Annotated in this window: 21 protein-coding genes, 3 pseudogenes and 1 CRISPR repeat array; of the genes and pseudogenes, 22 read left to right on the forward strand and 2 right to left on the reverse strand. The window is 33.8% G+C overall.

What is annotated here, in order from left to right; all coding sequences use genetic code 11:
- Positions 1-303: 303 nt before the first annotated feature.
- The 9 genes and pseudogenes from DEX24_RS17890 to DEX24_RS17710 form a co-directional block, all read left to right on the forward strand.
- A pseudogene (locus DEX24_RS17890) lies at positions 304-535 on the forward strand (RHS repeat-associated core domain-containing protein); the annotation flags it as partial.
- A gap of 617 nt (positions 536-1,152) precedes the next feature.
- The gene (locus tag DEX24_RS13475) at positions 1,153-1,467 is read left to right on the forward strand and encodes an RHS repeat domain-containing protein (protein WP_170112950.1); all 315 of its coding nucleotides are present in this window, start codon (positions 1,153-1,155) and stop codon (positions 1,465-1,467) included.
- Positions 1,468-1,804: 337 nt separating this feature from the next.
- Positions 1,805-2,058, forward strand: a pseudogene (locus DEX24_RS17525) (RHS repeat-associated core domain-containing protein); the annotation flags it as partial.
- Positions 2,038-2,361: a hypothetical protein gene (locus tag DEX24_RS17530; RefSeq protein ID WP_249033888.1), complete on the forward strand. Its 324-nt coding sequence runs from the start codon at positions 2,038-2,040 to the stop codon at positions 2,359-2,361. The pseudogene DEX24_RS17525 and the gene DEX24_RS17530, both read left to right, overlap by 21 nt.
- A gap of 331 nt (positions 2,362-2,692) precedes the next feature.
- Positions 2,693-3,316, forward strand: coding sequence for a hypothetical protein (locus DEX24_RS13485; protein WP_109306935.1), 624 nt, complete (start codon positions 2,693-2,695; stop codon positions 3,314-3,316).
- A gap of 4 nt (positions 3,317-3,320) precedes the next feature.
- Complete coding sequence (locus tag DEX24_RS17255) at positions 3,321-3,494, forward strand: hypothetical protein (protein ID WP_170112951.1); 174 nt, start codon at positions 3,321-3,323, stop codon at positions 3,492-3,494.
- Positions 3,484-3,948 carry a hypothetical protein gene (locus tag DEX24_RS13490; protein ID WP_109306936.1) on the forward strand — a complete coding sequence of 155 codons (465 nt, stop codon included), beginning with the start codon at positions 3,484-3,486 and terminating at the stop codon, positions 3,946-3,948. Before DEX24_RS17255 ends, DEX24_RS13490 begins: the two co-directional genes overlap by 11 nt.
- A 138-nt stretch (positions 3,949-4,086) precedes the next feature.
- On the forward strand, positions 4,087-4,332 hold the full coding sequence (locus tag DEX24_RS13495) for a hypothetical protein (protein ID WP_109306937.1): 246 nt from the start codon (positions 4,087-4,089) through the stop codon (positions 4,330-4,332).
- A 31-nt stretch (positions 4,333-4,363) separates the two neighbouring features.
- Positions 4,364-4,489, forward strand: a complete 126-nt coding sequence (locus DEX24_RS17710; RefSeq protein ID WP_281288210.1) for a hypothetical protein — start codon at positions 4,364-4,366, stop codon at positions 4,487-4,489.
- 250 nt (positions 4,490-4,739) lie between these two features.
- Here the strand turns inward: DEX24_RS17710 and DEX24_RS13500 are convergent.
- Positions 4,740-5,869, reverse strand: a protein-coding gene (locus DEX24_RS13500; RefSeq protein ID WP_109306938.1) for an IS3 family transposase whose coding sequence is annotated in 2 segments (ribosomal slippage) — positions 4,740-5,623 and positions 5,623-5,869 — 1,131 coding nt in all. Because the reading frame shifts where the segments join, the coding sequence is not laid out codon by codon here.
- Between the two features lie 581 nt (positions 5,870-6,450).
- Between DEX24_RS13500 and DEX24_RS13510 the strand changes: the two genes are divergently transcribed.
- The 13 genes and pseudogenes from DEX24_RS13510 (at position 6,451) to DEX24_RS17715 (ending at position 20,947) form a co-directional block, all read left to right on the forward strand.
- Positions 6,451-6,936 carry an RNA polymerase sigma factor gene (locus DEX24_RS13510; protein ID WP_109306940.1) on the forward strand — a complete coding sequence of 162 codons (486 nt, stop codon included), beginning with the start codon at positions 6,451-6,453 and terminating at the stop codon, positions 6,934-6,936.
- A complete protein-coding gene (locus DEX24_RS13515; protein WP_109306941.1) occupies positions 6,933-7,559 on the forward strand; it encodes a zf-HC2 domain-containing protein in 627 nt (208 codons plus the stop codon). Before DEX24_RS13510 ends, DEX24_RS13515 begins: the two co-directional genes overlap by 4 nt.
- 101 nt (positions 7,560-7,660) lie before the next feature.
- Positions 7,661-10,510: pseudogene (locus DEX24_RS13520) on the forward strand (Tn3 family transposase).
- Between the two features lie 278 nt (positions 10,511-10,788).
- Positions 10,789-11,514: a CRISPR-associated endoribonuclease Cas6 gene (gene cas6, locus DEX24_RS13525; protein ID WP_109306942.1), complete on the forward strand. Its 726-nt coding sequence runs from the start codon at positions 10,789-10,791 to the stop codon at positions 11,512-11,514.
- Positions 11,507-13,294 carry a hypothetical protein gene (locus tag DEX24_RS13530; RefSeq protein ID WP_109306943.1) on the forward strand — a complete coding sequence of 596 codons (1,788 nt, stop codon included), beginning with the start codon at positions 11,507-11,509 and terminating at the stop codon, positions 13,292-13,294. Before cas6 ends, DEX24_RS13530 begins: the two co-directional genes overlap by 8 nt.
- Complete coding sequence (cas7i, locus tag DEX24_RS13535) at positions 13,278-14,180, forward strand: type I-B CRISPR-associated protein Cas7/Cst2/DevR (protein ID WP_109306944.1); 903 nt, start codon at positions 13,278-13,280, stop codon at positions 14,178-14,180. Before DEX24_RS13530 ends, cas7i begins: the two co-directional genes overlap by 17 nt.
- Entirely contained in the window at positions 14,161-14,868 is a 708-nt protein-coding gene (cas5b, locus tag DEX24_RS13540) for a type I-B CRISPR-associated protein Cas5b (RefSeq protein WP_109306945.1), read from the forward strand. Before cas7i ends, cas5b begins: the two co-directional genes overlap by 20 nt.
- A gap of 2 nt (positions 14,869-14,870) precedes the next feature.
- Positions 14,871-17,183: a CRISPR-associated helicase Cas3' gene (gene cas3 / locus DEX24_RS13545; RefSeq protein WP_170112952.1), complete on the forward strand. Its 2,313-nt coding sequence runs from the start codon at positions 14,871-14,873 to the stop codon at positions 17,181-17,183.
- A gap of 12 nt (positions 17,184-17,195) precedes the next feature.
- Positions 17,196-17,693 carry a CRISPR-associated protein Cas4 gene (cas4, locus tag DEX24_RS13550; RefSeq protein ID WP_246131557.1) on the forward strand — a complete coding sequence of 166 codons (498 nt, stop codon included), beginning with the start codon at positions 17,196-17,198 and terminating at the stop codon, positions 17,691-17,693.
- Positions 17,694-17,695: 2 nt separating this feature from the next.
- Entirely contained in the window at positions 17,696-18,679 is a 984-nt protein-coding gene (gene cas1b / locus DEX24_RS13555) for a type I-B CRISPR-associated endonuclease Cas1b (RefSeq protein ID WP_109306947.1), read from the forward strand.
- 4 nt (positions 18,680-18,683) lie between these two features.
- Entirely contained in the window at positions 18,684-18,947 is a 264-nt protein-coding gene (gene cas2 / locus DEX24_RS13560) for a CRISPR-associated endonuclease Cas2 (protein WP_109306948.1), read from the forward strand.
- Positions 18,948-19,099: 152 nt separating this feature from the next.
- Positions 19,100-19,967: direct repeats of the CRISPR family, unit length 29 nt; unit sequence GTTTTATCTGAACTAAGAGGGATTTAAAG.
- 262 nt (positions 19,968-20,229) lie between these two features.
- The gene (locus DEX24_RS13565) at positions 20,230-20,793 is read left to right on the forward strand and encodes a recombinase family protein (RefSeq protein ID WP_281288209.1); all 564 of its coding nucleotides are present in this window, start codon (positions 20,230-20,232) and stop codon (positions 20,791-20,793) included.
- Positions 20,794-20,830: 37 nt separating this feature from the next.
- Positions 20,831-20,947, forward strand: a complete 117-nt coding sequence (locus DEX24_RS17715) for a transposase (RefSeq protein WP_109306957.1) — start codon at positions 20,831-20,833, stop codon at positions 20,945-20,947.
- A gap of 422 nt (positions 20,948-21,369) precedes the next feature.
- Here DEX24_RS17715 and DEX24_RS13575 read toward each other — a convergent pair whose 3' ends face one another.
- Positions 21,370-21,948, reverse strand: a complete 579-nt coding sequence (locus DEX24_RS13575) for a hypothetical protein (RefSeq protein ID WP_109306949.1) — start codon at positions 21,946-21,948, stop codon at positions 21,370-21,372.
- Between the last annotated feature and the right edge of the window lie 276 nt (positions 21,949-22,224).

The following is a 22,224-nucleotide window of genomic DNA, read 5'->3' on the forward strand; positions in this document are numbered from 1 at the left end:
ACCTACATCGTGTAGGCAGTGTTGCAAGGCTCACCCAACTTGCGTCATGCAAGCAGCAATTCATTACGAACCATCGTGGAGACGTACTAATTAAGGAACATCGACTAAGTTCCGCATGTCCTGTGCGAACGTCGATGGATCTCACATCGTGTGAGGCCGTGATAGTGAAGATCAAGAAGTCGGTGCATACACATATGATGCCTATGGAAATGTATTAACGGTCGAAGGGGACATGGCAAAAGCGAAGAAGATAAACGCTAGAAACGACGTCCTGTCGTAGCGTTTATCCAATCGTCGTCCAGACGACAGCGTTATGCAGGTTATTACTATGATGAAGAAATGAAGAATTACTATTTACAAGCTCGTTACTATAACCCAACAAACGGTGCATTCTTAGCAGAACATCGACTAAATTCCGCACGTCCTGTGCGAACGTCGATGGCACTCACATCCAGGTTATGATGACGAACCATTATCGCAGAATGGTTATAGCTATGCGAATGGGAATCCGATGATGAATGTGGATCCAGAAGGAGAAAAATGCTTGGTACAATTCAAGAACATTTTTAAGTAGTTCCATAAACGCAGCAATATTTATTACGCTAACAGCAGTATTTGGTTGGAGTTCTGGTTTGGTTATTAAATTGGGTAAAAAGAAAATAAGTGAATCAAAAAACATATTTTCAGTAAAAAGTTAAGAAACCTTTTAAGGAATAAGGGTATTTCTCTTGTTATTACAGGTTATATTATGAATGTTGTTGAATGGGCAATTAATATAACTGGATTTTTTAGTAATCCAGGAAGTTATATTTTTAATTATTTAGATAATAGAGATAGAAAGCCGAGAAATGGTTATTTTAATGGATTCTAAGAATTAGAGGTGAGAGTTATTATTCAATTATTTTTAAAAACACGAATTTTTAGCATAGTAATGTTTCTTATTACTTTTATAGTAGGATTGGTAGCTTCATATATTTATATAGGGGGACCTAAAACTATAATTATACCAATTAGTATAATTATCGGTTTTTGTATATCGGAACTCTTAACGTATATATCGTTCAAAAAAAATATTTTTAAGTGAGGCGAATTCATCATTCTCTTCAGTTATATTTATCTATGAGTTAATTACGATGTATGAGAGAAATTCAAATGAACGATGCGAATTTCCTCCGTTCTATGACGTACACAAAGAAGGCTCGACAACCATTTAAAATTGCATATGATTCCAATTATCAATTAACAAAAGAAACACTGCCAGATGGTACAATGAATACGTATAAATATGACGAAGTTGGGAATCGTACAGCATCCGAAGTGAATGGTGAGAAAGCAACTTTCACGTATAATGATGCGAACCAAATTGCGACGAAAAATGAAACAACTTATACGTATGACAAAGATGGTAATTTACTGCAAGATGAACACTATAAAAGGAAGGTGAGCCAGTACACAAGTGGAAGATAAGTCGAAATCGCAACGTCCTGTTGCTGACTTATCCAACCTACATCATGTAGGCAGTGTTGTTGGCTCGCCCAACTTGCGTCCTGCAAGCAGCAATTCATTACCAATCATCGTGGTGATGTACTAATTAAGGAACATCGACTAAGTTCCGCACGTCCTGTGCGAACGTCGATGGATCTCACATCTTGTGAGGCCGTGATAAAGATGACCAAGAAGTCGGTGCATACACATATGATGCCTATGGAAATGTATTAACGGTCGAAGGGGACATGGCAAAAGCGAAGAAGATAAACGCTAGAAACGACGTCCTGTCGTAGCGTTTATCCAATCGTCGTCCAGACGACAGCGTTACGCCGGTTATTACTATGATGAAGAAACGAAGAATTACTATTTACAAGCTCGTTACTATAACCCAACAAACGGTGCATTCTTAGCAGAACATCGACTAAATTCCGCACGTCCTGTGCGAACGTCGATGGCACTCACATCGTGTGAGGCCCACATCCAGGTTATGATGACGAACCATTATCGCAGAATGGTTATAGCTATGCGAATGGCAATCCGGTGATGAATGTGGATCCAGATGGGGAGTTTGCTAAATTTATTGCTCAAGTCCTACTTGCCTTAGCAAAGCCATTAATAAAAAAATATGGAGGACCTGCTTTAACTAAAGCAAGAAAGTATATGGTTAAAAAAGCCTCTCAATATTTAAAAAAATTCAATTCCAAATATAAAATTGAATCTAATGGAGGCGTATTAATTAAGGTTATTGAAAAAGGAAAGGGAAGAGTTTTTTCTATAGATTTCCATAAATTTTCGAAGGTAGCCTATCTTAAAAAGTGGGGGAAGAAAACTAACAAACAATATGGAGAAGGTATGGTATGGCAACACTTTTAGACAACTTTTATGAGGGGTGCTCCAAGGCTTATGGAGCACAGAATCAGCTTGACATGGAGCCTCTCTGTGCATGACTTTTTATGACAGAAATCCAGCTATATTAGGCTGCATTAGCCAAGAAAGGCTATCATGCACATTGCTCCATATAAAGCGCTTCTTAATTGAGCGGATTAGAAATCGCCCTCTAAACCTTATAATTTCTGTCCAACTAAGTGTTACCTATCCATATTTGGCATTATCATTATAAATCTAATGTGCACTATATTATAGGTGAACTCATACCGAGAAATGTGTATATAAAAACATCAAAAGATTATAAGGTGGTATGGTAGTGAAGATTACATTAAATGATTTTTTATTTGGAGAAGACTTTTCATATATTTTTAAATCTAAAAAAAAGGGCATAACTCGTTTCTATTGTCACGTCGATTCCGAGGGAAACAATCTGAGTGCCATTGATATTGATATTGACATTGACCTAGATAGTTACAGTGATGTTGATAGTTATATTGATATTAAAAACGATATTGATAGTATATGTTTAAAAATTTTTTTAGAGAAATTAAATGTATACCCATTGTATATTCACGGAATTAGCGGTTCAAATGAAATTAATATATCTAATAAAGAAGAGATGACGAAATTGAGTAATGGAAATTATTATTATGTGGTAGATATTAATAATATAGAAGAACTCAAAACCCATTTTTCTGAGGCTTATTTAGATGCATTTAATAACGAAAGTATCTTATTTTCTAATGAACGAACATTAGAAATGGACTTTCATAGCGATATTGGTTTAGCTAGATTTATTTTAGACTATACTGAAGATAATTATAAATATCATTTATGGGTAAGTCATGACGGTATAGGTTTTGACTTCATATCTAATTTTTCAGATCACCCATATCAAAATCTACCTATTATTAAAGAGGAAGACGAAGACGAACTATGACGCAGTGGGGAATCGTACAGCATCTGAAGTGAGTGGCGAGAAAGCGACTTTTACGTATAATGATGCCAATCAAATTGCGACGAAAAATGAGACGACTTATACGTATGACAAAGATGGTAATTTACTGCAAGACGAACATTATAAAAGGAAGGTGAGCCAGTACACAAGTGGAAGATAAGTCAAAATCGCAACGTCCTGTTGCTGACTTATCCAACCTACATCGTGTAGGCAGTGTTGCAAGGCTCACCCAACTTGCGTCATGCAAGCAGCAACAACAACGTTTAACAAAGGTAACGACGCTAGATGATCAAATCATCGCATCGTACACATACGATGAAAATTTCTTACGTTTAACGAAAACAGTTGGCGATACAACACATGAATACTTCTATAGTGGTGAAGTATTGGATATGGAAGTCGTGAAAGTAAAGGATGTTGTTACGGAATACCGTTCATATGAATGGAATGGCTATACACCACTTGGTATGATGGTGAAAGCAAAAAATGAATCCGGTACATTTGAAACTGTAAAGGAAGGCGAGCCAGTACACAACGTCCTGTTGTTGGCTCGCCCAACTTGCGTCCTGCAAGCAGCAATTCATTACGAACCATCGTGGAGACGTACTAATTAAGGAACATCGACTAAATTCCGCACGTCCTGTGCGAACATCGATGGCACTCACATCGTGTGAGGCCCACATCCAGGTGATGACGATGAGCCATTATCACAGAATGGTTATAGTTATACGAATGGCAATCCGGTGATGAATGTGGATCCAGATGGGTATTTAAGTATCAGATTGAGAGACGTTAAATATACAATTAATGCAATCGTTGTTACTATTCCAGCTTTAAAAGTACTTCGTATGGCATTAAAAAATAGAGCAACTAAGAAGTTTAATAAATCTTTAAAAACGCCTCATATTAGAAAAGCTTTAGAAAGTAGCATTGATAGTGGCCTAAGTCAGGTAAATGTCAGAAAAAAAAAGAAAAACTATTACAGTCACAATAATTAATACTATAGTTGCTTTAACAGGTGGATATTCAGTGGGCGATGCTGTAGTAGCAGCAGCAATTAAAAAAGTTTTTAAAAATAGAACCTATAAAAAGAAAGGTAGAACATTTTACTTTTTTGGGAAAAAACAAACTTATGATTATCTGAGAATTTATTAGGAGATGGTAGTATTTTTTCTTTACTATGGAATATAAGTATAGTTGTAACTTTTTTAAGCGTAATTACTCATTTTTTCAATAATAAAAAATGGTTGGATATATTTAAGAGAATTATATATACATTAAGTATAGTTTTAATAATAGGGGTAGTCATAGTTAATTTTTTGGCTGAAAGTAATTTATTATTTTCTATAAAAATATGTAATTTATTATTTTTTGGTTGGAATGGCAACAGTAAATTGAACAAAAATTATATGGGCTGTAATTTAAATTCCATGGGCGTTAAATACCCTAAAGTTCCATGAATACGGATGTTGTTAAACCAATGAACGTAATCATTCAACTCAATCTCCAACTGGTCTACAGTAGAAAAGTTAGACTGGTTTGCGAATTCTGTTTTAAATACTTTAAATGTCGCTTCTGCTACAGCATTATCGTAAGGACACCCCTTCATACTAAGCGAACGTTGGATATTAAATGTTTCAAGTGCATCGTCAATCAACCTGTTATCAAATTCTTTTCCTCGATCCGTATGAAACATTTGTATATCATTCAAATTTGCAGAAATACTTGCTAATGCTTCATAGACAAGACTTGCAGTCTTGTTTTCTCCAACACTATGGCCTATGATTTCACGATTAAAAAGGTCTACAAATAAACATACATAATGCCATTTCCCATTGACACGAACATATGTTAAATCACTGACAACGACAGCTAATTCTTTTTCTTGAATAAATTCACGCTGTAGCTCATTTTTTACGAGTGCCTCATTTGAACATGATTTATTCGGTTTAAATTGTGCCACTGTGTAGTTTGAAACCAAACCTAACGCACGCATTATGCGACCAATACGGCGCCGTGATACATGTTTCGGTTTATCTAATTTTAATAACTCTCTTTTGATTTTACGCGTACCATAGTTATTACGACTTGCTTTAAAAATGCGTTCAATCTCTTTTGAAAGCGCTATGTTCTCTGTTTTTCGCTGTGAAGTGGCATCTAAATTTATTTGGTAGTAATAAGTGCTTCTTTTAATCTCGAGGACGGCACACATTGCTGATACCGAATATTTGTGAGCATTATTACGAATCACATTTATTTTCGTCCCATGATCAGCGCGGCTTGCTTTAAAATATCGTTTTCCATTAATAAACGTTGATTTTCTTTGCGTAGCTTCTCCAATTCAATTTCTGCGTCTGTTCGATTATCTTTAGCAGCAAATGAATCTGTAGCTCGATGATTCTTAATCCATTTATCTAATCCCGAAGGGGTTAAATCATACTCACGAGCGATGTCAGCACGTGATTTCCCATTTTCATAAAGCTTCACCATTTGCAGTTTAAATTCGGGTGTAAAAGTTCGACGTTGACGTGGCATAGTAGCACACTCCTTTTAATTGTTAGTCTAAGTTTACAAGCCTTCATTTATTCTGTCTAACTTAGTGTAGCCTATCCAGGTGTATTAATTTTAAATATGTATGATGTTGAGAAAAATAATAAAAGTTTAGTGCTTTGGATTGTCTTTTATACAATAACAGTCTTTATTGGACTTATATTGACTGTAGTATAGATATATGGACACATCTTGGTTAAGTCAGGATAGCAACGAAATTGCAAAGAAAAATGAGACGATTTCAAAATAAAGTAAACGCCAAATACAACACACCTTCAACAAATTCAGCGGTCATGAGACAATCTAGCGATGATGTTGACCATATTCAAATCAGTGTAGATCAAGTTTCACATAATTACCAAAGTGAGATCGATGTACCAAACAATAAAACGACCCTTACATTGAACGATGATTTTAGAAATAGAGATAAATCAAACAATCTAAAAAACCATCGTTTTCGAGAAACATAGACTCAAATATGTATATTATAATTTTAAGGCCCATTTTTTAAAAAAATTGTAACGAAATAGATGTTAACGAGTTATATATGTAAAGGAGGTAGATTAGTGTCATTCGAAGAGCTTTATCAAAAATATTTTCAAGAGATTTATTTCTATGTGAAATCACTCAGTAGAAATGAAAAAGTTGCAGAAGAGATTACACAAGAAACTTTTTTTAAGGCTTTTAAACATTTAGATTCATTTGATGGCTCAAAAGATATTCGAGCATGGCTTTTTACAATAGCCAAAAATGCATATTACTCTTCCTATAAAAAAAGTAAAAGAGAAATTAGTGGAGAATTCCAATCGGAACCTATTGTAGAAACAATCTTTATGAATCAATTAGTAAACAGTGATGCTGCTTTTAAAGTTCACCAATTTATTCATGAGATGGACGAACCCTATAAAGAGGTTTTTACACTTAGGGTTTTCGGGGAGCTTCCGTTTGAAAAAATTGGACTACTATTCGGAAAAAGCGCTAGTTGGGCTAGAGTAACCTATTATCGAGCGAAGAAGAAAATAGCACAAAAAATGGAGGAGAATGATGGATGAAGAATGTAGAATGTCCGATTATTCAAGACATACTGCCTTTGTATGTCGATAAAATTACAAGTGTAGAAACAAATCAATTAGTGAAAACCCATTTACAAAGTTGTGATGCCTGTAAACAGGAGTACGAAGCAATGATGAATACGTTACATATTCCAAATGAAACAGCGATTGAAGGATTTCAAACTGTAAAAAAGGAAATGAAACGAAAAAAGCGTGCATTATTTCTTATCACATTAATAGCAACTCTTTTTATTACACTAGGTGCCGTTTTTGCTGTTTTTGCATATCAAATTCCACTAAACTACGAAGATATTTCACTTGAAATCGAAAAAAATAATGATGAATTTCTAGCAATTTATTCTGGCCCAGATATCATAGGTGTGAGAATTTCTGAACCAATCGAAGTAAATGTTGAAGGTGTAACGAAAAAAGTTATTTTAGTGTGCTATACGAAATCAGTAGGTTATAGCATAGTCAATGATGATTTAGACAACATCAATTTGAGAGTAGCTAAGGCAGACGGTATAGATGCGATTTACTATGGAGAATACAATCGTTCGAATGTTTCTTCTGAAACGGCAAAAAATGTCATTCAAAATGGTCATCTTATTTGGGAAGAATAAGCCCATTATAGATTTTATAATTGAAAAACGAAGTTTAAAGTCCAACATTAAATTGACTAATGTTGGACTTTATTCTGATTGTAGAAAGAAGGAAATAAATTATGAAAACATCCAGAGGACGCGAATTATTAACTGACAATCAACGAACTGAACTCATGCAAATCCCAACGGATGAGTGGATTTTAGGGACATACTATACGTTTTCAGAGCGGGATTTAGCCATCATTTTAAAGCGAAGACGTGAGGACAATCGCTTAGGCTTTGCTGTGCAGCTGGCGGTTTTGCGCTTCCGGGTTGGTCTTATACGCATCTTAAAAGCATTCCACATAGCGTTATCCAGTACATCGCTCAACAAATCAATGTCCCAGCAGCAGCCATTCATTCTTATGGGCAAAGGGAAAATACGTTATGGGATCACTTAAAGGAAATTCGCAAAGTGTACAGTTTTCAAGAATTCACAAGTAAGGAATATCGGCAGCTTTCCAAGCATTTGCTGTCTCTAGCCTTAGAGAACGGAGATTCGATGTATTTATTAAATGCATGCTTTGAATACTTACGCCAACAGAAAATCATTTTCCCTGCTTTAACAACGCTTGAACGGGTTGTATGGGAAACACGTAACCGAGCTGAAGAAAAAATATTTAATCGGATTTATCATGCATTAACACCTACGCAAATAGAAAAATTAGAAACCTTGATTGTACCAGCGAGTGCAACCGAATCGAATAAAACACCACTTGGCTGGCTAAAAGAGCCGATGGGGTTCCCTTCACCAGATACCTTTTTAAAAGTTATTGAACGGCTAGAATTTATACGAGATATGGCGTTAAATGACCGTTCATTACATACGATTCATCGAAACCGGTTAAGCCAGCTCGCTCGACTTGGGACATGCTATGAGCCGTACGCATTTCGCAATTTTAAAGAAAACAAACGCTACGCCATTTTAGTTGTGTACTTGCTACAGCTGGCACAAGAATTAACCGATAAAGCCTTTGAAATTCATGACCGACAAATTTTAAGTTTATTATCAAAAGGACGCAAAGCTCAGGAAGAAATACAGCGGAAAAACGGAAAAAAATTGAATGAAAAAATTATTCATTTCACAAATATTGGACAGGCACTTATTAAGGCAAAACAAGAGAACCTGAATGTTTTTGATGTATTGGAATCCGTTTTAGAGTGGGACACATTTGTTACGTCCATTGAAGAAGCGAAGGAGCTTGCACGACCATCGGATTATGATTATTTAGATTTGCTACAAAAACGTTTTTACGCTCTTCGTAAATACACACCAACGCTGTTACGTGTACTTGATTTTCGTTCAACAAAAGCTAAGGATCCTTTACTAGAAGCTGTTGAGCTATTACGTGAGATGAACGATGCTGGGAAACGAAAAGTACCCATCGATGCACCCATCAATTTTATTTCTACACGTTGGAAAAAGTATTTATATGAGGAAGACGGCTCCATTAATCGTCACTATTATGAAATGGCGGTTTTAACCGAATTACGTGAGCATGTACGAGCTGGTGATATTTCCATTGAAGGCAGTAAACAATACCGTGATTTTGAGGGATATTTATTTACAGCAGAACAGTGGCAGGCCGACAAACAACAAACGCGACTCGCTGTTCCCATTGCTTATGAAGAATACTTGCAAGAGCGAATGACAAGCTTAGAAGAACGGTTGAAATGGTTAACCACGAATTTAAAAGATTTAGATGGCGTTTCACTTGAAAAAGGACGCTTATCGTTAGCACGATTAGAAAAAGATATTCCCGCAGAGGCACAAGCGTATAGCGCAAGTTTATATAAGCTGTTACCACGTATCAAATTAACCGATCTCTTAATGGACGTTGCACATTTAACAGGCTTTCATGAGCAATTTACACATGCTTCATCAAATCGGAAACCCGACAAAGAGGAAACGGTGTTACTCATGGCTGCTTTAATCGGCATGGGGACGAATATTGGTTTAAGTAAAATGGCTGATGCAACACCAGGTGTAACCTATAAACAGTTAGCCAATGTCGCTCATTGGCGTATGCACGAAGATGCAATGAATCGCGCACAAGCGAACTTAGTGAATTATCAGCACCGGAAAAAGCACAACCATTTATCGCTTTACAAGTGACCAGTTTTCATCGTATTACACTAAAATCATTCATACCAATTCAAGAGATGCGATTCATGTATTAGATGGTTTATTACATCATGAAACAGATTTAACGATTGAAGAGCATTACACTGATACAGCGAGCTATACCAATCAAATTTTTGGTTTAACGCACCTATTAGGCTTCAAGTTTGCCCCAAGAATTCGAGATTTATCGGATGCCAAACTATTTACTTTTAAACAAACGAAAGAGTATCCCAAATTAAATGCGCTCTTACGTGGTCAAATAAACACAAAAATCATTCAGGGAAATTACGAGGAATGCTTGCGTTTAGCACACTCTTTACGTGAAGGAACGGTGTCTGCCTCGCTCATCATGGGCAAGCTAGGCTCTTATGCAAGACAAAATAGTTTAGCGACAGCTTTAAGAGAAATGGGACGGATTGAAAAAATGATTTTCATTTTAAACTATATTTCAGATGAGTCACTACGAAGAAAAATTCAAAAGGGCTTGAACAAAGGCGAGGCAATGAATGCACTAGCACGTGCAATTTTCTTTGGGAAACAAGGCGAACTGCGTGAACGAACAATGCAGCATCAATTACAGCGTGCCAGCGCCTTAAATATCATTATTAACGCCATTAGCGTATGGAATACGATTTATTTAACAGAGGCACTCGAACACCAAAAGAGCCAAGGTCATTTCAAAGAAGAACTATTACCTCATATTTCTCCACTCGGTTGGGAGCATATTAATTTCTTAGGTGAATACCACTTCAGATCAGAAAGTAGCCACAATCCAAAGGAACTTCGCCCATTACGAATTCCTTAACGTTGTTAAAATAGGCGTTTCCGTCAGAAAAAATCCCTTAACGTTGTAAATCCGCATTTTTCTGACGGGACCCCTATAAGGGTATAATTACCACAAGTTCAGATAAAAAGCTAAATTAAAACAAACGTTTTAAATCCTACAAATTCAAAGAAAATCATACATTTATTATACTTATATTTTTATTATTTTCATTGTGTATAAAGTATCAAATTTGTTTTTTTGTAAAAAATAGGATATATTTGGTTCGTTAAAAATATAAAATAAACGAGGTGATAAAAATGAGGATTGTTATACAACTAAATATAAAAAATATACCACAGCAATATCGAATGGTTTTGTTGGCATTTGTTAAAGAAATGATTCGTAAAGGCGATGAAGTGGTTTATGAGGAATTATATGGAGGAGAGAAAAAACCAAAGGCATTAACATATAGTATGTATATGAAAAATTTCAAACTAGAAAATGGTATGTATGAAATGGACGGTGCTACATTCATTTTTTCTACATCGGATGCTACTATCGGTGTAGCATTTATTAATGGGATTACATCTACAAAGACATTTAAGCATAAGGGTAATGTTTTTAATATTCAATCTATATCACTAGCTAATGAAGCTAATATTCAATCTTCTGAGGTGAAATTTAAAATTTTAAATGCGCTCCTTATTGAAAATTCAGAAGGTAAACCATTATTAATTGAAGATCATGATTTCGAAAAAGAATTAAATTATATTATAAATCAAAAATTTCAGTATTTATATGGTCGAAACCTTCATAGTAATATTCAAATTATAGATTCTCAATTGAAAAAAATCGTTGTTCAAGAAACGAATCGTCACGCAGATGGAAGGAATTTATATTATACGGGTCAAAAAGGTACCTTTACGCTACGTGGTCATGTAGAAGATTTAAAGTTAATTTATAAAGATGGAATTGGTTTAAGAAGTTCAAGTGGATGGGGGACATTGGAATATGTGAATGAGAGGAGGAGAGTGCATGAATAAAATAATTCAAATCAATGATTGGTTATTTAATATGGGAGCCACAGCTTTATTGCGATTAGATAAATCTAATTCAATAAAAGTAGATGCGAATCGATTAGAAGTACCAATTGAATGGATAGAAGGTTTACCAGAACGACTATTTACTTATTTAATTCAGAAGTATTCTCGCGGAGAAAACACAGTGAATTGGCTAGTTAAAATGAAGGATTATGCAAAAAGTAATAGCAATGAAGAATCAAAGAAAGAACAAGAGAGATACAAAGATGCGACTAAACGATTTCTGTCAACTGTTAAAGAGAGTATGCAGAAAGTAATAAAGTATTTTCCAGATGAAATAGATATTACTGAAAATTTAGAGAAAAAGTGTGAACTCGCAGTTGAAATGAAAGACTTTGAAGAACTAGTTAAGACAATAGATGAAATAAAATTAATTTTATTAAGAAGTGATATTAATGAAAAACTCACATTGAATTATGTAAAAGCAATGATTTTGGCACCAGCGTCAGGCCAAGTGTCCTTTCTGAATGTTACTAAAAATAAGATGACAAGAGAAGAACAGCAGAATTTATTTTTTAGAGATTTTATTGAACCTATAATTCTAGAGAATACGTTGCGAAATTTATTAAAAGAAGCAAATCAAGAAGAACTCCAGTCTTTTTTACATCAAAGTGAATATCTAATCGCAAAAGAGTGGAGAAAGGAACATAAGAAAGTAAAAGAAGTTGAAATTAGTTGGTTTGAAAGGTATCCCAAGTGTGCCGCCCTTGGTAATGAATGGGGAACATTACCTTATGAAGAAAAAATGTTTATGCCTCTCGGATCTACTAGTTTAAATGATCGTTGGGATGGGCAAGAAAGCAATATTCAAATGATTAGTCCACTTGCGCGATTACTGTTATTTTTATCTCCTTTAGGATGTGTGAACTATAAAAAGAAAATGCATAATACAATGGATGAAAATGTTTTTGCTTTTCTTCATATAGAGGGAGATTGTTTAGAAACATTAGAACGAAATAATAGTTTTTCTTCTATCATTAAAGCAGAAAATTCATTGGTAGATGCTTTACAAGGAACGCATAAAAAACAGTTAAAGGTTGAAGATGAAAAGCGTATGGCGACAGTTCTAGTGGAGTGGTGTACAGAAAGTAAAGTGAAAAAAACATTATTAGAATATCGTTGGATTGAAGAAAAATTTTATCTATACGTATTAAATGAGGATTATATTTCGAAAATTTTTCCTTCTAGCTTTAGAGAACAACTGATTCAGCAACATTTACGAAATTATGATACAAAGATGATTCTTCAAAATGAATTATATGAACAGTTACGTAAGGGGAATTTACGCAATACATTCAGTGTGAAACAAGGATTGATTATAAGAGAATTAATGATGGGAGGAAAGAATATGTCTACAGAAAAAGGAAAGAATTTAACGGATCAGATGTATAATACAGGATTTTCATTAAGAAAAGCATTAACTGGAGATGGATCAACTGAACAAGTTACTGAACAATATAAAGCTCCAATCAGTAAAAAATTAGATTCAACAATATATCGGATTTTAAATGCGGCAAAATCAGGGAATCGTAAACTCTTTTTTGAATTGGTTATTCGATTAAATATCTTAGCTGGAAGAAAAGTAAGTAAAGAATTCACGCAATGCTTAGATAGTACCATTGTAAATGATGCGAAATTTTCGACAATTTCATTAGCTTTTGTTGCAGGATTAATGGGTGTAAATTCAAATAAGGGGGAGAAAGAAAATGGGGAAAACAATTAGTTTAACAATCGTAACAGAGGCGAGTCCATTAAATTATGGAGAAGGTTTTGGTAATGTCTCGGAGTTGAAAAAAGTGAATCGAGGCGATGGAAATACATATCCAGTCGCATCTCGACAAGCTTTACGTTTTGATGTAGTACGATTAGGCAATGAACTTTTTGGCTGGAATCGTGATACAGTTTCTAAGACAAAGGGAACAGTCCAGTTCAAAGATGAAGTGACAATTGAAGATTCTGTAGAAATGGATTTGTTCGGTTATTTAAAGACAGGTAAAAAATCTTTGAAACGCGCAGCGGTAGCTCGTTTAAGCCATGCAATTGCTTTAGAACCGTATACAGGAGATTTTGAATTTTTAACAAATATGGGATTAGCCGAACGTATAGGTGAAACTGCAAATTTGGCAAATATTGAAAATCATATTAGTTATTACACATATACAATAACTATCGATTTATCAAAAGTAGGTATTGATGTAAATAATGAAGTGGAATTGGAAGCAAAAGCAAAATATGAACGTGTATCTCAATTACTTGATATTATCAAGCTTTTATCACGTCATATTCGCGGTCGTCAAGAAAATCTAACACCAAAATTTGTGATTGGTGGTCTATACCCGATGGCTAATCCATTTTTCCAAGGACATATTAAATTAGTTGGAACAAATTTAGAAACAGCTGCATTAAAAGAAACAATGAAACTAACATTTGGTGGAAAAGCGGTTGGAGATTTTACACGCATGGGCTTAACATCAGGCACATTTGCAAACGATGTGGAACTACGTGAAGAGTTTGATGAGAAAGTACAATCTGTTGAAGAATTTTTCGTAGAAACAGCGAAGCAAGTGGCATCGTATTATGGAGTTTTAGATGAAATTACTGAAAATTAAAATATTTCAAGAAACAGCATGTTATTTAAAGCCATTTGCATTCAAAGTAGGAGAAACGTATCCACTTGTGCCTTTTTCTACGATTAAAGGAATGCTACATGCTGTTTTACATGCAAAAGAATACATTCCTATGAAGATTTCCATTCAAGGACAGTATGAGAGCATTTTTATTGATTATCAAAAAAAGTATATGTATAAAAAACGTGAAGTTCCTGCATTGCTGATTACGAGCGGTTTAAAGGAAAGCGTTGAATTTGATAAAAATTTAGTAACAACAATGCCAATGTATCAACATTTATTATTTAATGTGGAACATGTTATTCATGTGGAGGCAGAAGAAGCAATATTAGAACAACTTCATCATAATTTACATCATCTTGACACAACATTAAGTTTAGGGCGTTGGGAAGACCTTGTAAGGATAGATGAAGTTGAATTCACAGAAATTTCTAAAGGTAAAGTGAATGCTACACGATTTACTCAATATATTCCTATCGAACAAAAAGAAGATTATGAATTAGGATTGAATAATCCGTTTTATCGCTTGCCTCGAAAATATGAAATTGTGAGAGGTAGACGGGAATGGGATTATATTGAAACGATGTTAATTCCAAAAGGTACAGAAATTGAAGACGAAAAGACAGTATTTGATGATGAAGGGCTACCCATTTTTCTCTTGGAGGGATGACGATGTTTTATGCTAAATCAAAGCCGGAAGTGTTATCGATTGTTGAACATACAGAGGACGTTGTTCAAGCAATCCAAGTATTAAAAGATGTGACATCAAATTTTTTACCGTTGAATGAAAAAGACTGGGAGTTGCTGAAGTTAGCAGCTCTTTTTCATGATACAGGAAAATATAGTGAGGGGTTTCAAAATCGTATTAGTCAATCAATAGATAAAGCAAAGAGAAAACCAGATGGGCTGATTAATTACCCTCATAATTATTTATCGCTGTTATTTATTCCTTTTGATAAACTACGTGCTGATGGATATACAAAGAAAGACTTAATTTTATTAGCACTTGCTGTTGGTTTTCATCACGAAAGAGAAAAATTACCAAATAAGAGCAATATAATGGCTGTCTATAAAAAACAAATCTATCCTAATTATGAAGAAATAAAGAAAGATTTCTCAAATCTATTGAGTGAAAAACCTAATGAGTCAATGGTGACTCACTTAGAAAAAAGAACGCTAATTTATAGACAGTTAAATTCTGAGCTGAAAAAGAAATATACATTAATCAAAGGCTTACTTCAAAGAGCTGATCGCTCAGCCTCGGCTAAATTACGACATGAAAATATTAAAGAATTTGTTGAAAAAGCTGTCGATTCAAATGTAGGATACCAAACAGAACAATTTTTAAAAAAGAATTTTACAAATTTAAGACCGTTGCAACAGTTGGCATTAGATAATCAACGGAAGAATATTGTATTAATTGCGCAGACAGGTAGTGGGAAAACGGAAGCTTCACTTTTATGGATAGGTCAACGAAAAGGATTTATCACCTTACCATTACGTGTTAGTTTGAATGCTATGTATGATCGAATAATTGATACAAATGGAATTAATTATTCGCATGTTGGTTTACTACATTCCTCTGCGATTGATCATTTAATGTTGCAAAAGAAAGATGAAAATGACAAAACATCATTTGAAGAAACATTATTACAAATTGGTCATACACAAAGGTTAGCTGAAAAACTAACTTTTTCTACGATTGATCAGTTATTTAAGTTTCCGCTTTTATATAGAGGATTTGAAATCGAATTATCTACATTAGCATACTCAAAGGTAGTTATTGATGAAATTCAAGCATATGACCCCAAAATTGTTGCGATTTTATTACAAGGTTTAAAGATGATTGATGATATAGGTGGAAGCTGGATGATTATGACAGCAACTTTACCAGCTATTTTTATAGAAGAATTAAATAGACTAGGATTGCTTACTGAAAATACACTTCAACAAACGTTGCTTTTAGCAGATGATCGTTCTGAAGATGTAGAGGTGCCAAGAAGGCATCGAATCTCACTTGAGAAGAAGACATTAAATGCATTAACAGAAGATATGATTGAAAAAAGTAAGGATTCTAAAGTTTTGGTTGTCGTAAATACTGTAAAACAAGCACTTAGTTTATACGATAGTTTAAAAAGCATAATGGGTGAATCTGTGAATTTATTACATTCACAATTTATTCCATTACATCGTGGGAAAAAGGAAACTGAAATACTGAAATTTGCTCAATTAACTAACGAAGACAATGGTCTATGGATTTGCACTCAGATTGTAGAAGCTTCATTGGATGTGGATTTTGATTACTTATATACAGAAGCTGCGACACCAGATGCATTATTTCAACGTTTTGGCAGATGTAATCGCAAAGGAAAGAGGTTTGATGGAGGGACACCAAATAGTCCAAATATTTTTATAGTAACAGATTTAGACGGTATTAGTGGAATGGATACGGTTTATGAAAAAAAAATTGTAGAAAATGGTTTGCGTTTATTAAAAGCTCTAAGAGGTTCATTAATAGATGAAGAACAAAAAATAAGAATTGTACATGAAGTGTTTAGTAGAGAATTTTTAGCAGGTACAGATTATTTGAAAGTATTTGAAGAAACAATTAAAGATTTAAAAGAATTGCCACCTTTTGAACTTGATTCAGCAGGAGCACAACATGTATTACGAGATATTAAATCTGTTCCTTTAGTTGCAGGTCAAGAAAACTATGAAAAGGTACTTATCTTAATTGAGAAATATGAAGAAGAAAAACGAAAAAAAAATTATGCAGTTTTAAAACAATTAAATATAGAAATACAGCAGTATCTATTATCTGTAAATCAGTACAGATTAAACTATCAGCAAGAGAAGGAACAGTTTAAATTGAGTAAATTTTCACAAATTGATTTTAGTTATGTTTATTTCTCTACAGACGTATTTTATACAGAAGAAAGAGGATTAGATTTAAAGTTAGATGAAAATATAAGTAATATTTTTTAAGGAGTGACAATAGTGAAGCAAAAAATAGGTGGTCTTCATATACAATATTTTGAAGTATGTCCAAGGAAATTATGGCTATATAGTAAACAAATTTCTTTTGAAACAGAACATGAAAAAGTAATTGAAGGTACATTGCTTCATGAACAATCCTATGCGAGAAAAGAGAAGGAATTGCAGTTAGATAGTGCGGTTATAGATGTATTAGATGAAGAGTATGTTCAAGAAACAAAGCTGTCTAGTAAAATGCAAAAAGCAGATGAATTACAACTTCTTTATTATTTATATTTATTAAAATCTAGAGGGATTGAAAAGAAGGGCAAGATAGCTTATACAAAAGAAAGGAAAGTAGTAGAAGTCCTATTAGATGAAATGAATGAAAAAAGAATAAAACAGGTTATCGCTAACATTTATACAATATTGGAAGCTGAGAATGCACCAAAGTTAAAAAAATTACCCTATTGTAAAAATTGTGCTTATTATGATTTTTGTTATGCATTAGAGGAGGAATGAGTATGCAAAGAGATTTGTTTATGTTTTCGAATGGAACAGTTAAAAGAAAAGATAATACAATTTATTTAATAGCTGAAGATGGGAAAAAAAGGGCGCTGCCAATTGAACAAATTGAAAATTTACATCTCTTTGGAGAAGTCTCTTTAAATACGGCATTTTTTAATTATGCAGGACAAAGAGATTTGGCAGTACACTTTTATAATTATTATGGTTTTTATACGGGTAGCTTTTTAGCAAGAGAGAAAAAAGTTTCTGGCCTAGTAACCGTTAAACAAAGCGAAAATTATTTGCAAAAAGATAGAAGGTTAGATATTGCAAAATCATTTATTAAATCAGCAGTTTTTCATATGTTAAGGTTCAATCGAAAAAAAAAGAATACGACTTCTTATTTTGTAGAAGAAATAAAGAAACTGGAGAAAACAATCAATAGTGTAACAAGTATATCCAGTTTAATGGGGATAGAGGGGATGATACGACAAAATTACTATCGAACTTTAGATGAAATGATCCCGGATGAATTTACTTTTCAGCAAAGATCAAAGCGTCCACCTAGAGATCCATTTAACGCACTGATTTCATTTGGTAATACACTTATGTACACGACTATTTTAAGCGAGATTTACAAGACACAATTGAATCCAACAATTAGCTATTTACACGAACCTTCACAACAGAGATTCTCACTCTGTTTAGATTTAGCAGAAATATTTAAGCCTCTTTTTGTAGATCCGTTAATTGTTAGTTTAGTAAACACTAAAAAAATTCAATTACATCATTTTGATGACCACGAAGGAATAATTTATCTGTCAGAAATGGGAAAGAAAATTTTTATTGAAGCTTTTGATAAAAAATTAAAAGATTCTATTCAACATCGCCAATTAAAAAGAAAAGTAACGTATCGCTATTTTGTTCGTCTAGAGTGCTATAAATTGATTAAACATGTAATTGGTGATACAACATATAAACCATTGAAAGCGTGGTGGTGAAAATATGTTTGTTATTATTACGTATGATGTGAATGAAAAAAGAGTAGGAAAAGTTTGTAAAAAATTGAAAGAATATTTAACTTGGACTCAAAATTCAGTATTTGAAGGTGAAATTACAAAAACCCAATTTTTAAAATGTAGAAAAGCGGTAGAATCTATTATTGATCCAATGCAAGATAGTTTATACTATTATATTATAGAGAATCCACGCCATCTAAAGAAAGAATTACATGGGCATGAAAAAGGTGATATGGATATATTTTTTTAATTGGTGCATCCTGGATTTTTTTAGAAAAAACAAGAGAAAGCTAGTTATATCAGTATTTTAAGCCGTTAATTTGAAATTGTTGATTTACACGACTAGGGGTTCGCTGCTAAATGTAGAATGAAAACATTAGTCTAATAGGGTTTTAAGCCGCTGTTTTATCTGAACTAAGAGGGATTTAAAGTCGAGTTACCAGCAGCCACTAGTCATTTAAGTTGGGTTTTATCTGAACTAAGAGGGATTTAAAGGTATGACAACGTTTATTAATGTTTACTGTTTAATCGTTTTATCTGAACTAAGAGGGATTTAAAGCAAGTTGCTCCGACTCGTCTTTTTCGTAGACTAGCGTTTTATCTGAACTAAGAGGGATTTAAAGATAAGATGATATTGTTGGTCTATAGAAAAGAACAACGTTTTATCTGAACTAAGAGGGATTTAAAGCATGTTGCGGAACTAAATACGCTTCATCATCTATTTGTTTTATCTGAACTAAGAGGGATTTAAAGCTGCAAGTAGCGCCTCGGCTCGTCTAAGTCGCTCTGTTTTATCTGAACTAAGAGGGATTTAAAGCGACAATATCCCAGTCATTTGTTACGTCAGCCATGTTTTATCTGAACTAAGAGGGATTTAAAGATACTTTATATAGACACCTTAGCCACTCAATAAAGTAGTTTTATCTGAACTAAGAGGGATTTAAAGAAATCTCAAGTGTTGGATTTCGATATTTCACAATTGTTTTATCTGAACTAAGAGGGATTTAAAGATTTTTAAAGATATTGCAATCCCGAAAGATACTAAGTTTTATCTGAACTAAGAGGGATTTAAAGTTGTTACTCGATGATTTAGATACATCTGCTACAGCGGTTTTATCTGAACTAAGAGGGATTTAAAGTTAAAATTTTATAGCCATTTCCGTTTACTTCGTATGTGTTTTATCTGAACTAAGAGGGATTTAAAGATATAACTATCATCGTAGCCTTGCGTGACTTCTTCGGTTTTATCTGAACTAAGAGGGATTTAAAGTACTTAAACTGGAATGGCAACAGTAAATTGAATAGAAATATACGATAGCTATTCAAAATAGAGATAAATCAAACACTCTAAAAAACCATCGTTTTATAGACAAATTAAAAGCATCCCCTCAATTCATGTTGAAGGGGTGTTTTTTTAGTGGTTTTTGTCTATAAACTCGTCTATACTTAAAATTTTATAAAACGTATGGACGTAGACATATTGAGGAATAAAAAAAGTCTAAAATGCGTATTTTTAATAGGAGTGAAGAAAATTGAGAATCATTGGATATATCCGTGTCAGTACAGAAGATCAACATTTAGATATGCAGCGACAAGCCATTGAAAAGTACGCGAAGGAGCAACAAAAGGAATGTGTCATTTATGAGGAAAAGATTTCTTCACGGAAAAAAGAAAGGCTGGAGTTACAACAGGCTATTAAGGCCGCTGCCAAAGGCGACCGTTTTGTTGTGTATAAATTGGATCGTTTAGCAAGAAGTACGAAGGAACTCTATGAATTAACTGAGAAGTTGCGTGAACGTGAAATTGACTTTGTGAGTATCCATGACAGCTTTGATACATCGACCGCAACAGGAAAAGCGATGTTTGGTATGTTGGCCGTTTTTGCGGAATTCGAACGTGATATTATTCAACAACGAACGAAGGCAGGATTAGAAGCCGCAAGAAAACGAGGGAAGATTGGTGGTCGCCCGGCAATTGATGAACATAAGAAACGTCAAATCAAAAAACTGTATGCAGCTGGAGAAAGTGCAACGGATATTGCGAAGGAATTTGGGATTGGGCGAAGTACGGTGTATAAGCTATTGAAAAGTGAATAGGAAAAGGGTTCTGTTGCAAATTTAAAAAACTCACCGAATTTCTATTGAAAATAGCTTTATTTATCCATTTAATAACGGAAGAATTGAAGACATCAGCAATAAAATCAAGATCTTAAATCGTGCTGCTTATGAGTATCACAGTTTCACCAGCTAACGTCAACGGATCTTTATTCGTTTTAAATTAAAAAGAGCGAGTAGTGTTTCATTTATGAAACACTACTCGCTCGAAAAAACCGACTCTTTTATTCAATTAGATATTGTCACCAACGTTATTTGACAAAGAGCCGATTTTCTTCGAAGGTGTCTCCTTTATTTTATATAATTTTAAGAAAAATACTATATATCGTTAAAAGACAACCGCTAATACCGATTGTTAGAAAAAAATAATTTTTGAGTTTTATATTATTTACAGTTATTGCTGTAAATGATATAAATAGCAATATCAATATCCCGAGTGAAAAATCAAAACCAGTTTTATTATTATTGAAAGAATAAATAATATTTATAGATATAAGTATTATTATAATAGCAGTCATTATAGAAAAAAATTTCATATTTATTTTCCTTTCCTTTCACTTAATTAAACCACCAACTACCGTAATTTAATAATTGTTTGTCCATACTTTTTCCTTTCACTGTTCCAATAGCTCTCACATCTTGGAATCTTAGTTTATGCGCTTTTCCTTTCCCCATCCCCGGATCGAAAAGTCCTTTTGTACGATATTGATCAAAAGTTATTTTTCCATTAAATGTATAACCTGCAGCTAAAGTACCCAAACCAATTACACTGGCCCAATTGCTTACAATGGAAGTTATAGTACCTGTAGCAATAGTTACTCCAGCAAGAGAAAGTATTGCTAGCCCTCCGCCAATGATAGTAACTATTGCACCTATTGTTGTGACTGTTTTCCCTATATTTAAACTTCCTGACGATACGTATACGGGAGTAGAATCAGAACTAGCAAACAGTGAGATATTTGATTGAGAAGTATTTTTTACAAATTCATCAAAGTATATAGGTATCTCCTCGCCATCCATTACAAAGTAATCATTACCTTTAGTATATGTTAAAGAATGCTTTTCGTTTGTACCTTTAACTTCGGTTTTCAGTGTAAATGTGTGTTCATCTTCTTTTTCTAGATTAAAATCAATCATTTGATCATTTTCTTGCAGTGTGAAACTTTCTGAATTTATTGTACTTTGTTCTTTTAGATAAGAGTCTTACCGGAAGGATTATCAACTGCTTTTGCATTTAAATTGCTTACAGATAGCATTGAAGTCATTAATACACTACTTAATACAACGTAAGCCCGTAATCAAATAACGCATATATTCGAGAAGTATCTCCAGGTACGATAGACGTATCAAATGAAGGCGGTGCTTTCTTTTATGCCAACGAATAAACTTACAATTGTCCCCGTGACACTCGAT

Origin of the sequence: Kurthia sibirica, assembly GCF_003143975.1 — a bacterium.
Classification (GTDB): Bacteria; Bacillota; Bacilli; order Bacillales_A; family Planococcaceae; genus Kurthia; species Kurthia sibirica.